The sequence below is a fragment of the Pigmentiphaga kullae genome (genome assembly GCF_004216695.1).
Lineage (GTDB): Bacteria > Pseudomonadota > Gammaproteobacteria > Burkholderiales > Burkholderiaceae_B > Pigmentiphaga > Pigmentiphaga kullae.
This window is the reverse complement of the sequence record NZ_SGXC01000003.1, coordinates 367565-380749: the sequence shown is the minus strand read 5'-3', so window position 1 is coordinate 380749 and position 13185 is coordinate 367565. Positions and strand designations below refer to the sequence as shown.

12 protein-coding genes are annotated in these 13185 nt (G+C 67.8%); 1 reads left to right on the top strand and 11 read right to left on the bottom strand.

Going from position 1 to position 13185, the window contains the following annotated elements; translation table 11 throughout:
- Nucleotides 1–48 precede the first annotated feature (48 nt).
- From EV675_RS24595 to metE, 5 genes are all read right to left on the bottom strand, one after another.
- The gene (locus tag EV675_RS24595) at nucleotides 49–780 is read right to left on the bottom strand and encodes a TerC family protein (RefSeq protein ID WP_130360938.1); all 732 of its coding nucleotides are present in this window, start codon (nucleotides 778–780) and stop codon (nucleotides 49–51) included.
- Nucleotides 781–978: 198 nt separating this feature from the next.
- Nucleotides 979–1683, bottom strand: coding sequence for a TerC family protein (locus tag EV675_RS24590; RefSeq protein WP_130360936.1), 705 nt, complete (start codon nucleotides 1681–1683; stop codon nucleotides 979–981).
- 59 nt (nucleotides 1684–1742) lie between these two features.
- Nucleotides 1743–2624, bottom strand: a complete 882-nt coding sequence (gene sucD, locus EV675_RS24585; RefSeq protein WP_124690652.1) for a succinate--CoA ligase subunit alpha — start codon at nucleotides 2622–2624, stop codon at nucleotides 1743–1745.
- Nucleotides 2625–2662: 38 nt separating this feature from the next.
- Nucleotides 2663–3823, bottom strand: a complete 1161-nt coding sequence (sucC, locus tag EV675_RS24580; RefSeq protein ID WP_130360934.1) for an ADP-forming succinate--CoA ligase subunit beta — start codon at nucleotides 3821–3823, stop codon at nucleotides 2663–2665.
- A gap of 310 nt (nucleotides 3824–4133) precedes the next feature.
- Nucleotides 4134–6452, bottom strand: a complete 2319-nt coding sequence (gene metE / locus EV675_RS24575; RefSeq protein WP_130360932.1) for a 5-methyltetrahydropteroyltriglutamate--homocysteine S-methyltransferase — start codon at nucleotides 6450–6452, stop codon at nucleotides 4134–4136.
- Between the two features lie 117 nt (nucleotides 6453–6569).
- Here metE and EV675_RS24570 point away from each other — a divergent pair, with 117 nt between their 5' ends.
- Nucleotides 6570–7514 carry a LysR family transcriptional regulator gene (locus tag EV675_RS24570; protein ID WP_130360930.1) on the top strand — a complete coding sequence of 315 codons (945 nt, stop codon included), beginning with the start codon at nucleotides 6570–6572 and terminating at the stop codon, nucleotides 7512–7514.
- A gap of 1 nt (nucleotide 7515) precedes the next feature.
- On the opposite strand, the gene EV675_RS24565 is transcribed toward EV675_RS24570, so the two are convergent.
- From EV675_RS24565 to EV675_RS24540, 6 genes are all read right to left on the bottom strand, one after another.
- Nucleotides 7516–9141, bottom strand: coding sequence for a M30 family zinc metallopeptidase (locus tag EV675_RS24565; protein ID WP_165404759.1), 1626 nt, complete (start codon nucleotides 9139–9141; stop codon nucleotides 7516–7518).
- 48 nt (nucleotides 9142–9189) lie between these two features.
- Nucleotides 9190–9492 (bottom strand): hypothetical protein, encoded by a 303-nt coding sequence (locus tag EV675_RS24560; protein ID WP_130360926.1) that lies wholly within the window; start codon nucleotides 9490–9492, stop codon nucleotides 9190–9192.
- 56 nt (nucleotides 9493–9548) lie between these two features.
- On the bottom strand, nucleotides 9549–10031 hold the full coding sequence (recX, locus tag EV675_RS24555) for a recombination regulator RecX (protein ID WP_130360924.1): 483 nt from the start codon (nucleotides 10029–10031) through the stop codon (nucleotides 9549–9551).
- Nucleotides 10018–11097, bottom strand: a complete 1080-nt coding sequence (gene recA / locus EV675_RS24550) for a recombinase RecA (protein ID WP_124690659.1) — start codon at nucleotides 11095–11097, stop codon at nucleotides 10018–10020. Before recA ends, recX begins: the two co-directional genes overlap by 14 nt.
- A gap of 129 nt (nucleotides 11098–11226) precedes the next feature.
- Entirely contained in the window at nucleotides 11227–12267 is a 1041-nt protein-coding gene (locus EV675_RS24545) for a hotdog family protein (RefSeq protein ID WP_130360922.1), read from the bottom strand.
- The gene (locus EV675_RS24540; RefSeq protein ID WP_165404758.1) at nucleotides 12260–13147 is read right to left on the bottom strand and encodes an HpcH/HpaI aldolase/citrate lyase family protein; all 888 of its coding nucleotides are present in this window, start codon (nucleotides 13145–13147) and stop codon (nucleotides 12260–12262) included. The genes EV675_RS24545 and EV675_RS24540 overlap by 8 nt, the downstream gene beginning before the upstream one ends.
- Nucleotides 13148–13185: the final 38 nt, after the last annotated feature.

The following is a 13185-nucleotide window of genomic DNA, read 5'->3' as shown; positions in this document are numbered from 1 at the left end:
TGCCGAAGCAGGGCGTGCCGTGCCGGGCCTCGCGGCCCCGCGCTCCGATCAGGCCTGGCTGGCCGGCTGCTGCGCCCTCTTGCGGCGGGCCAACCACATCCCCACCCCGACGACGATCAGCGCGCCCAGGATTTCCGCGGCATAGGTGATCTGCGTGTTGTAGGCCGCCAGCGAGCTGGGCTGGATCACATGGGACTGGACCGCGACGTCGGTCGCCAGCATGCCGCCGGCGATCCACCCCAGCAGCGCGCCGCCCAGCGTCACCACGACGGGGAAGCGGTCGATCAGCTTCAGGACCAGGGTGCTGCCCCAGATGATGATGGGCACGCTGACCAGCAGGCCGAAGATGACCAGGCCGATCTGGTGGGACTCGTCCGCCTGCTGGGCCGCGCCGGCAATGGCGATGACGTTGTCCAGGCTCATGACGAAGTCGGCCACGATGATGGTCTTGATCGCGCCCAGCAGCGTGGCGCCGCCCTCGATGTTGTCGTGCGACTCATCCTCGGGCACCAGCAGCTTGATGCCGATCCAGAACAGCAGCACGCCGCCCACGATCTTCAGGAACGGGATCTGCAGCATCGTGACCGCGAAGGCGATCAGCACGACGCGCAGCACGATGGCGCCCGCCGTCCCCCACAGAATGCCCTGCATCCGCCGCTTGGCGGGCAGGTTGCGGCAGGCCAGCGCGATGACCACCGCGTTGTCCCCGCCCAGCAGGATGTCGATCAGGATGATTTGAAATACTGCCGCCCAGCTGAGCGTCTGGAAAAATTCAAGCACGTGTAGCTCCCTAAGCCAGATCCGGACGAGCGAATCTTCCTGTACGGAAGATAGGTTCTTCCTTGTTTTTCGAATTCACCACGCCTTATGGGAAGGTATTTCCAGGCACCCGCATGCCCGGAAACACCCCCGCGAAGACGAGACCGGCCTGGCACACGAATGCCAAGCCGACTTACCACGACTATGCGTTGCCGGCCCTCAAGCAGGCTGGTCGCCGGAGCGGCGCCGCGACATCAGCACCTTGCCCACCACCAGCACGATGACGGCTCCGATCACGCCGGCGGCGATCTCGGCGCCATGATGGCTCAGCCCCATGGACGCCTCGACGGCCTCGGTGTGCAGCGCGGGATCGTTGACGAACAGCTCGCCGGCGATGAACCCCAGCAGGGCGGCACCCAGCCAGACGATGAGCGGGAAGCGTTCGATGACTTTCAGCAGCAGCGTGCTGCCGAAGATCACCAGCGGGATGCTGATGGCCAGGCCCAGGACCAGGAGCACGGTATTGCCCATGGCGGCAGCCGCCACGGCGATCACGTTGTCCAGGCTCATGACCAGGTCGGCGATCAGGATGGTGCGGATGGCGGCCATCAGGCCGTCCTTGGCCAGCTTGCCTTCGTCCTCTTCACCTTCCGGCAGCAACAGAGAAATACCGATGTACAGCAACAGCAGCGAGCCGATCAGTTTCAACCAGGGCAGCTGCAGCAACTGGGCCGCAACCAGCGTCAGGATGATACGCATCACGATGGCGGCCGCAGAGCCGATCACGATTGCTTTCTTTTGTTGATGGGCCGGCAGCGAACGAGCCGCCAGCGCGATGACCACCGCGTTGTCCCCCGACAACAGGATGTTCACCCAGATGATTTGAATGAGAGCCAGTACAAAGGCGGCTGAGCCAAATTCCACGCTTTTCTCCTGAAATGGCGACGGGCGCGATAGTCAATCGCGCCCGTCTCTCTTTTTACTTACAGCACGGACTTGAGCAGCTTGCCCATCTCGGACGGGTTCTTGGTCGTTTTGATGCCGCAAGCTTCCATGATCTCCAGCTTGGCTTCGGCCGTGTCGGCGCCGCCCGAGATCAGCGCGCCGGCGTGGCCCATGCGCTTGCCGGCCGGAGCCGTCACGCCCGCGATGAAACCGACCACCGGCTTCTTCATGTTGTCCTTGGCCCACTGGGCGGCGTTCACTTCGTCCGGGCCGCCGATTTCGCCGATCATGATGACGGCGTCGGTGTCGGGATCGTCATTGAACATCTTCAGCACGTCGATGTGCTTGAGGCCGTTGATGGGATCGCCACCGATGCCGACGGCGCTCGACTGGCCCAGGCCCAATTCCGTGACCTGGCCCACGGCTTCATACGTCAGCGTGCCCGAGCGGCTGACGATGCCGATGCGGCCCTTGCGGTGGATGTGGCCGGGCATGATGCCGATCTTGATTTCGTCGGGGGTGATCAGGCCGGGGCAGTTGGGTCCGAGCAGCAGCGTGCGCTTGTTTTCGGCGCGCATGCGGTTGCGGACTTCCAGCATGTCGCGGACGGGAATGCCCTCGGTGATGCAGATGGCCAGATCCAGGTCGGCCTCGACGGCTTCCCAGATGGCGGCGGCGGCGCCCGCGGGCGGCACGTAGATGACCGACACGTTGGCGCCGGTGGCGGCCTTGGCTTCGGAAACGTTGGCGTAGATGGGCACGCCTTCGAAGTCCTCGCCGGCCTTCTTGGGGTTCACGCCGGCCACGAAGCAGTTCTTGCCGTTGGCGTACTCGCGGCACATGCGGGTGTGGAATTGCCCGGTCTTGCCGGTGATCCCCTGCGTGATGACCTTGGTATCTTTGTTGATCAGAATCGACATTTCGAGTCCTTAATATCCTGTGCTGTGCGCTCGTGCGCTTACTTGGCCGCGGCCACGACCTTGGTGGCGGCTTCGGCCATGGTGTCGGCGCTGATGATGGGCAGACCGGAATCGGCCAGCATCTTCTTGCCGAGCTCCTCGTTGGTACCCTTCATGCGCACGACCAGCGGCACGCTCAGGCTGACGGCCTTGCACGCGGCGATCACGCCTTCGGCGATGACGTCGCAGCGCATGATGCCGCCGAAAATGTTCACCAGGATGGCCTTCAGGCCGGGGTTCTTCAGCATGATCTTGAAGGCTTCGGTCACCTTCTCGGCCGTGGCGCCACCGCCGACGTCCAGGAAGTTGGCCGGCTCGCCGCCGAACAGCTTGATGGTGTCCATGGTGGCCATGGCCAGGCCGGCGCCGTTCACCAGGCAGCCGATGTTGCCGTCGAGCTGGATGTAGGCCAGGCCGAACTGGCTGGCTTCGATTTCGGCGGGGTCTTCTTCATCGGTGTCGCGGTAGGCCACGATCTCGGGGTGGCGGAACAGCGCGTTCGAATCGAAGTTGAACTTGGCGTCCAGGGCGATGATCTTGCCCGAGCCGGTGACGATCAGGGGGTTGATCTCGGCCAGGTCGGCGTCGGTCTCGACGTAGCAGGTGTACAGCTTCTGGATCTGATCGGCCGCATCGGCGATCGAACCTTCGGGAACGCCGATGCCGCGGGCCAGTTGCGAGGCTTCGTCGGTGGTCAGGCCCTTGGCGGGGTCGACGAACACCTTCAGGATCTTCTCGGGGGTGGCGTGGGCGACCTCTTCGATCTCCATGCCGCCTTCGCTCGAGGCCATCACGCAGACGCGCTGCGAGCTGCGGTCGGTCACGATGCCGACGTACAGTTCCTTCTTGATGTCGGCGCCTTCCTCGATCAGCAGGCGGCGGACCTTCTGGCCTTCCGGGCCGGTCTGGTGCGTGATCAGCTGCATGCCCAGGATCTGGCCGGCCAGCGTGCGCACTTCCTCGATGGAACGGCCGAGCTTGACGCCGCCGCCCTTGCCGCGGCCGCCCGCATGGATCTGGGCCTTGACGACCCACACCGGGCCGCCCAGTTGTTCAGCAGCCTTGACGGCCTCGTCCACCGAGAACACGGGGATGCCGCGCGGAACGGTGACGCCAAATTTATTCAGAAGCTCTTTGCCCTGATACTCGTGGATTTTCATGCGGAGCCTTCGCTGTCGGGTAGACGTTGAATGATCGGTTGGAAAAGACCAGCGCCATGACGGGTCATGCGCCTGGATACGGATGGGGATAGCCCAGGCGTAGCCGCGGCCGGGCAAACAAAAGCCCACGGACCTGTGCTCTGGACGAGCAAAGTCGCGGGCTGTCGCATAGCGAGGCGATTGGCGGTTACGGGCATGCGCTAAGGTGCCGATTGCATCGGGGGCGCCGGCGGGTTCCGGGCGCGGCCGGGAGGCAATGGGCGGGCGATAAAACCCAGAGAGTATAGCACCCCCGCCCGCGGGCCCTTCCCTATGCCGCGGCGGGGCGGCCCTGCCGGAGCACCCGCGCCGCCGCCACCATTTTCAGCAGCGCCGCCTCGGCCTCGGGCCAGGCCCGGGTCTTCAGGCCGCAGTCGGGATTGACCCACAGGCGCCCGCCGGGCAGGCGCGCGGCCGCCCGGCGAACCAGCCCGACCATCCCTTCGACCTCGGGCACGTTGGGCGAATGGATGTCGTACACGCCCGGACCGATGTCGTTCGGGTAGCGGAAATCCTCGAAGGCCCCGAGCAGTTCCATGTTCGAGCGCGAGGTCTCGATGGTGATGACGTCCGCGTCCATCGCCGCGATGGATTCGATGATGTCGTTGAACTCGGAATAGCACATGTGGGTATGGATCTGGGTGTCGTCGCGCACGCCGGTCGTGCAGAGCCGGAAGCTGTCGACCGCCCAGCCCAGGTAGCCGGCCCACTGCGCCCGCCGTAGAGGCAACCCTTCGCGCAAGGCCGGCTCGTCGATCTGGATCACGCCTATGCCGGCCGCCTCCAGGTCCAGCGCCTCGCCGCGCAGCGCCAGCGCCAGTTGCCGGCAGGTGGTGCTGCGCGGCTGGTCGTCGCGCACGAAAGACCATTGAAGCAGCGTCACCGGCCCCGTCAGCATGCCCTTCACGGGCCGATCGGTCAGCGACTGGGCGTACGCCGTCCAACCGACCGTCATGGGCACCGGACGCGCGATGTCGCCGAACAGGACGGGCGGCTTCACGCAGCGCGAGCCGTAGCTCTGCACCCAGCCGTTCTGCGTGAAGGCGAAGCCCGCCAGCAGTTCGCCGAAGTACTCGACCATGTCGTTGCGCTCGGCCTCGCCGTGCACCAGCACGTCCAGCCCCACCCGCTCCTGGAAGGCGATGCTGTCGGCGATCTCCTTGCGGATGGCCTTTTCGTAGGCGGCGTCGCCCAGCGATCCGGCCCGCCAGTCGCGGCGCAGCGCCCGGATCTCCGGGGTCTGGGGGAACGAACCGATGGTGGTGGTGGGAAACGCCGGCAGCCGCAGCCGCGCCTGCTGGGCGGCGCTGCGCTGCGCGAAGGGCGGACGGCCACGAGCCAGTCCGCCGGCCTCGCGCAGCGCGCTCTGGACCGCCGGCAGGTGGATGCGCCGCGACTCGGCGCGCGTGCGCAGCGCGCGGCGCTGCACGGCCAGCGCATCGGCCACCCCGGCCACACTGTCCGCGGCCTCGCCCAGTTCGAGGGCCCGGGCCAGCAGCGACAACTCGTCCAGCTTCTGGCGGGCGAAGCTCAGCCAGCTCTTGAGTTCGTCATCCAGCTGGTCCTCGGCAGACAGGTCCACCGGCACATGCAGCAGGGAGCACGACGGCGCCAGCCACAGACGCTCGCCCAGCGTGGCGGCATACGGAGCCAGCCGCGCACGCCAGGCGTCCAGGTCGGCGCGCCAGACGTTGCGGCCGTCGATCACGCCGGCCGACAACACCTGGCCGGGCCGCAGCCCGCCGGCCACGGCCGCCAGTTGCTCCGGCGCGCGCGCCAGGTCGACGTGCAGCCCGGCCACGGGCAACGCCCGGACCACCGGCAGGTTGTCGTCCAGCGCGCCGAAATACGTGGCCAGCAAGATGGACACCGGCGCGCCGGCCAGCCGCTCGTACACCGCGGCGAAGGCCTCGCGCCAGGCGGCGGGCAGATCCAGCGCCAGGATGGGCTCGTCGATCTGCACCCAGCGCGCGCCCAGGCCGGCCAGCCGCGCCAGCACTTCTTCATAGACGGGCAACAGGGCCGCCAGCAGCGCCAGCTTGCCCGCATCGCCCGCGCCCCGGTAGGCCTCGCCCTTGCCCAGCCACAGCCAGGTCAGCGGACCGGGAATGACGGGTTTGGCCGCATGGCCCAGCGCCTGCGCCTCGCCCACTTGTTCGAACAAGGTGTCGCGGGCGATGCGGAACTGCTGCCCCGGGTGCAGTTCCGGCACGAGATAGTGGTAGTTCGTATCGAACCACTTGGTCATCTCGCAGGCCGCGGCCGGGCCGCCGCCCGGCGCGCTGCCCCGGGCCATCCGGAACACGGTGTCCAGCGCCACGGGAGCGCCGGCGGCCTGGCCGAAGCGCACGGGAACCGCGCCCAGCGTGGCGGACCACTCCAGCATGTGGTCATACCAGGCGAAGTCGCCCACCGGCACCAGCTCGGCCCCGGACGCAGCCTGGACGGCCCAGTGCCGGGCGCGCAGCTCGCGTCCCGCCTGCTCCAGGGCTTCCTGCGTGGACAGCCCGGCCCAATAGCTTTCCAGGGCGCGCTTGAGTTCGCGGCGCACGCCGATGCGGGGAAAGCCCAGGTTGTGCAAAGTAGCCATGTCCGTGTCGCGTCCGACTCTATCCGATGAAACACGGCATTGTGCAAGGCGGAATGCTTGAATCAAAATCAAGTTCTACATAGCTATTATGAATTTTTTTCAAGCTATGATGGCGACATGATAGACATCCGCCACCTCGAGACGCTGGTCGCCATACGCGAAGGCGGCAGCCTGGTCGAAGCGTCCGAGCGCCTGCACGTCACGCAGTCGGCGCTGTCGCACCAGTTGCGCGACCTGGAAGAACGCCTGGGCACGCAGTTGCTCAACCGGCGCACGCGCCCGCTGCGCTTCACCACCGCCGGCCTGCGCGTGCTGGCCCTGGCCGACGACGTCCTGCCTCGCATGCGCGCCGCCGAGCGGGAACTGGGACGCCTGGCGGCGGGACGCACCGGCCGCCTGCACCTGGCCATCGAATGCCATTCGTGCTTCCAATGGCTGATGCCGGCGCTGGACGTGTTCCGCGAACAATGGCCCGAGGTCGTCCTGGACCTGTCCGCGGCCTTTTCCTTCGCGCCGCTGCCGGCGCTGGTGCGCGGCGACCTGGACCTGGTGATCACGTCCGACCCCATCCGCCTGGACGCGGTCCGCTACGTGCCGCTGTTCCGCTACGAGCTGGTGCTGGCGGTGGCGCGCAACAGCCCGCTGGCGGCGTTCAAGACCCTGGAGGCGGCGCAACTGGCGCAGCAGACGCTGATCACCTACCCCGTCGAACGCGACAGGCTGGACATCTTCACCGCCTTCCTGGACCCCGCCGACGTGGAGCCCGCGGACATCCGCACCACCGAGCTCACGCCCATGATCATCCAGCTCGTGGCCAGCGGCCGCGGCGTGACGGCCATCCCCAACTGGGCGTTGACCGAATATCTGGACCAAGGTCTGCTGCATGCCTGCCGCCTGGGCGCGGAAGGCGTCTGGCGCACGCTGTACGCGGGCGTGCGGGTCGAGGACGGAGACGCGCCCTACATCCTGAATTTCCTGGACATCGCGCGCGAACTGACCTTCCGGAACCTGACCGGCATCCGGACGCCCCGCGCCGAACGCCAGGCGGTCCCCGGGCCCTGAGCTACTGGACGACGACGGTCAGGGCCGAACCCGCCGGCACCGCCACGGTTTCCGAGTACGACGCGCCCGATGGCCGGCGCACCACCGGGAAATGGCCCGAGGCCTTGAGCGTGGACGGCGAACTGGACGGCAGCGTGCGCAGCGAGGCGTAATCGGGGCCGTTGATGGCGGGCAGATCGTAACCGCCCTGCGCGCGGCGCGGATAGCCGAACCCGGCCGGCGACGACGCGGGCAGCAGCGCCAGCGCCGCGCCCCAATCGCGCAAGGCCGGGCGCGCGCCCGCGCCGCCCGCCTGCCTGACTGCCTGGTCGAGCAGCGTGAACGAATCGGTGGACGAGGTGCCGCGCAGCAGGCTGCGATAGAAATCCGTGCCGTATTGCCGCAGCAGGTAGCCGCCGTAGTTCGCGGCGATGGGATACGAGAAGCAGTTGGAGGACACGCTGGCGTCCCAGCCGCGGATGTAATCGCAGTTCTGGCTTTGATGAAGCCAGTTGCCGTAGTCCCCATCCCGCAACGGGTTGAAGCCCGGCACCACCCGGCCCGAGGCCAGGTCCTCCATCATCAGTGCCGTGGTCTCTTCCAGCCAGACCGCGAAGCGGTTGTCCGGACTCACGCCCGTGCGCGCCGCGCGCTGGTAGAAATTGACCATGTGGGTCATCTCGTGCGCCAGCGTGGTATAGCCGGTGTTCCGGCCGGCCTGGCCGCCCAGGTACATGGTCTCGGTGTCCAGGAACAGCACCACCGCTTCGTTGCTGAGCCCCTCGTAGCTCTTCAGGAAGGCATTGGCGCTGAAGAAATAGCCGATCACGCCCCAGGCCTTGCCATCGGGCGTGATGTTGGACATCACGATGTGCAGGTCCTGGTCGGGGCCGATGTAGCCGCTGCCGACGGTGGCGCCCCAGGGCGCGCCCGCGAGATCGGTCACGATGGGATAGACCGAATCCTGGTTCGACGAGAACCGGCTCTTCAGGCTGTCCAGCAGGGCCTCGCTCACCTTCGCGGGGGACCGCTCGCCGTCCTGCACCCAGATGTTCAGCCAGCGCCCGTCGGCAGCGGCCCAGCGGCGGGCCAGCGTGGCCTGGAACCGCGTACCGCCGCTGTCCTGCCATTCCCGCACATCGCCTTCGACGGCGGCGCGCACCGCCGCGGCGGGCCCTTGCCGCGCCGAGACCTGCGGCTGGGACGCGCGATCGACCGGCGGCTGGTAGTCGCGGATGTGCGCGGGGATCTGGTTGACGCCCGGCAGGTGATCCGGATCGGATGGAGCCTCTATTTTCGACGCGGTGGCGGGCCGGTCCGCGACGGACGTGCTGACCGAGGCCATGCCGGCATCGCGGTCGGATACGTTGCTGAAGACCAGGGTGACGGTGCGGCCGCTGACGCCATTGAGGGTGATCGGCACGGACGTGCCCGAACTCGAACCGCTATTGTCGTAGCGCCAGATGCCCACGCCGCTGCCGCGGTAGGTCTGGGCGTCGGAAGCGCCGCATTGCGCGCCGCTGCACGCCACCGACAACACGCCCGATCCGGAAACCTCGCCGCCCCCGCCGCCGCCACAGGAGGCCAGCAGCGTCGCCAACGAGATCCCGGCCAGAGTCCGGATGGTACCCACGGTATCGCGATTCATCTTGCCCCCGCAGAAGAAGCTTTTGCGCAACATACCATGGCACACAGGCTAGCGGATGGACTGCACCTGCAACTGGGCAGGCATCCCGCCGCCCGCCTCGCCGGCGGGACGAGCCACCGTGCCGGTGACCGTGACGGTGCGGGATTGCAGGTCCTGCATCTGCTGCCGGGTCAGGCCGCGCAGGTCCCATTGCCGGTCGCCCGACTCGAGCACGGCCACGACGAAGGGCTCGTTGCCCTTGAGCACGATGCGTCCTTCCAGCGTGATCACGTCGCCCGCCTGGGGAGCGGGCTGGGCGCAGGCCCACAGGCTGGACACACTCAGGCACAGTGCCAACAACAATGCGCGCATGGCGGCCTCGCGGCGAAAACGGATGCGGAAAGTGTACGAGGGTTCGGGGAAGCGGCCTAGTCTTGGTCCAGGTCGTCGAGATCGACGCCTCGCAACACCTGCCTGATGGTGGCTTGGCCGAAACCCCGGGACATCAGGAAACGCACCTGCTTGGCGCGCTGGCCGGCATCGGCGGGCAAGGTGCCGAAACGCTTGCGCCATACCTCGCGCGCCCGGGCCAGCTCGGTGGTTTCGAGCGTGTCCCGCAGTTCGGCGATCTGCGTGTCCGCCACGCCATGCTGACGCAACTCATGCATGATGCGCAGGGTGCCCTGCTTGGCGGCCAGCCGGTGCACCACGCTCTGGGCATAGCGCTGGGTGGACAGCCAGCCTTCCTTCTCCAGGCTGTCGAGCACGGCGCGAACTTCGTCCTCTTCCCCGAAACGGGCAAGCTTGCGGCCCAGCTCCAGGCGGCTGTGTTCGCGCCGGGACAGATAGCCCACCGCCCGGGCCTTCAGCGAAGGTCCGGAGGCGGGCTTGCCGTCGTCACTCGTCTTCAAGCTCGGCTTCGGTCACTTTGCCGGCGCCGGCGACCCGGGCGGCCACGCCCAGGCTGTCGCGCACGCGGTTCTCGATCTCGATGGCCATTTCCACGCGTTCCTTCAGGAACTCGCGGGCGTTGTCCTTGCCCTGACCGATGCGTTCGCCGTTATAGCTGAACCACGAACCGGACTTCTCGACGATGCCTGCCTGCACGCCCAGGTCCAGGATCTCGCCTTCGCGCGAGATGCCGGCGCCGTACATGATGTCGAACTCCGCGCTCTTGAACGGCGGTGACACCTTGTTCTTGACGACCTTGACGCGGGTCTCGTTGCCGATGACCTCGTCGCCCTTCTTGATGGAGCCGGTGCGGCGGATGTCGAGGCGGACCGAGGCGTAGAACTTCAGCGCGTTGCCGCCGGTGGTGGTTTCCGGGTTGCCGAACATGACGCCGATCTTCATCCGGATCTGGTTGATGAAGATGACCATGCAGTTGGTGCGCTTGATCGAGGCGGTCAGCTTGCGCAGCGCCTGGCTCATCAGGCGGGCCTGCAGGCCGGGCAGCGAATCGCCCATCTCGCCTTCGATTTCGGCCTTGGGCACCAGCGCCGCGACCGAGTCGATGACGATCAGGTCGACCGCGCCCGAGCGCACCAGCGCGTCGGTGATTTCCAGCGCCTGTTCGCCGGTGTCGGGCTGCGAGATCAGCAGATCGGTCAGGTTCACGCCCAGCTTGGAGGCGTACTGGACGTCCAGCGCATGCTCGGCGTCGATGAAGGCGCAGGCGCCGCCCAGCTTCTGCATTTCGGCCACGACCTGCAGCGTGAGCGTGGTCTTGCCGGACGATTCCGGGCCATAGATCTCGATGACCCGGCCGCGCGGCAGGCCGCCCACGCCCAGGGCGATGTCCAGGCCGAGCGAACCGGTGGAGACGACCTGGATGTCGTGCTCGACCTCGTTGTCGCCGTAGCGCATGACCGAGCCCTTGCCGAACTGCTTTTCGATCTGGGACAGCGCGGCGGCCAGGGCCTTGGTCTTTTCGTTCTGGGCAGCGGCTGCGGCCTTGGAAGCTTTGGTGTCGTCCATTCTGGGATCCTTGGGTTGATGGGCGAATTATGGCACTGCCCGATACTGTATAAAAAAACAGTATGGGACTGCAAGCTCCCAGGCCAAATTAACAACGGAAATTTCGAAACAGGAGCGCATGCCCGCCGTTCAGTACCCCGCCCTGGCATAAGGATTGGCCCCCCGCCGGTACACCATCAGCGCGCGCCGGTAGCGATTGACCATCTCCCCCCGCTGGTTGCGCGCCTCGGTCAGCACCGTCACCACGCCCTGGTCGGGCCGCGAACCGGACAGCCGCGTGCCTTCGACCATGGAGCGCGCCTCCAGCGTGTCCCCCGGCATCAGGTCGGCGCCGAACTCCACGTCGGTCCACCCCAGATTGACGGTGACCCGGCCGAAGGTGCGCGTGGACAGCGCCACGGCCACGCCTATGCCCCAGGTCTGCGGCACGACCGGCGCGGCCAGCCCCAGCGCCTGCGCGAAGGCATGGTCGTGGCTTTGCGGCTGCCACTCCATGGCGCGCAGCGCGTGCAGCGTGGCTTCCTCGGCCAGCAGGGTCTTGCGGGGGCTGTGGACGAAGGTTTCCCCCTGCCGCAGGTCCTCGAAGAACAGGCCCGTCTGCTCGACCCAGGCGCCGTCCTCGCGCCGGGCATGCGACAGGAAACGCTCTTCGTCCGAAGCCGAGGCGCCCGCGATCACGTCCGGCCCCGCCGCGCCATGCCACAGCTCGGCCACGTAGCGCAGTTCGGCTACCTGCTCGCCGCGCTGGTTGTAGCCGCGCGTAAGCAGGCTGGCACGGCCCAGATGCGCGTCCACCGGTTCGGTCGCCAAGACTTCGGTCTCGACATACAGGGTATCGCCGCCGAACATGGGGCGGATCAGCGCGATGCTGGACATGGACACGATGCGGCGGCGCCGGCCGAAGGTCTTGGACGTCATGCCGATCAGCCGCTGCAAGGTCAGCGTGCTGACCATCAGGGGCCGCTTCCAGTCGGTCAGTCCGGCATAGCAGTCGTCGTAGTGGACCATGGCGGAATTGATCGAATCCAGGGCCTCGGCCACGTTGTCCTGCTGCGAGAAGGTGATGCCCGGCCGATGGACGAAACGCTGGCCGGCGGACAGGTGTTCGAAGCCCAGGCCGAAACGTTCGGCGTACAGGTCGTCGCCCAGGCGGTAGTAGGCGCTATGCATGTCGGTCTCCAACGGTGGATGGGGTCGGGGCGGCGGCACGCCGCAGGATGCGCAGGGCGCTCTGGTAGACGGGCTCGTCCACCATGGTCGCCCCCACCGCGCAGGCGCGGCGGCCGGCGCGTTCGTACGCGGCGGCAACCTCGCCGGCCCACGCCAGCCGGCGCGGGTCGGGCGCGAAGGCCTGGACGACGATGGGCCACTGGCGCGGATGGATGGCGAGCTTGCCGTGGAAGCCCATGGCGCGCGCCCGCTCGCAATCGACGCGCAGCCCGGCGTCGTCGTCGATGGCGATGTGCGGCACGTCCAGCATGGGCACGCCGCTGCCGGCGGTCTCGAACATCAGGCGGCCGCGCACGTAGGCCAGCGCGTCCCAGGCGTTGTCCGCCCCGGTCTCGGCGCTGAAGTCGGCGGCGCCGAAGGCCATGGCCGCCAGCCACGGCCCGGCGCCGGCGATGCCGGCCGCGCGGCGCACGCCCTGCGCCGACTCCACCAGCGCCATCAGCCGCAGCGCGGGGTTGGCCGCGGCCGCGTGCGTGTGGACCATGCGCAGTTCGGAAGCGTCCTCGGCCTTGGGAACGGCCACGAAGTCCAGGGTGGGCAAGGCGCCGGCATGGGCCAGCGCGTACAGGTCCTCCAGACCCGCGGGCGTCTGCGGGGAAGAAACCCGCAAGGCCACCACGGGCGCCCCCGGGCCGGCCGGCGGCAGCGCCGCCAGCCAGGCCAGCGCGTCGCGCCGGGCGGCAGCCTTGTCGGCCGGCGGCACGGCGTCCTCGAGATCGATGATGACGCCCGGCGCGCCGCCGCGCAGCGCCTTGTCGTAGCGGTCGGGCCGGTTGCCGGGGCAGAACAGGAAGGTGGAAGGAACGACGGGGTGGGTCACGCGGGCTCTCCGGGACGAGGTCGCGGCCCGCGCGATCG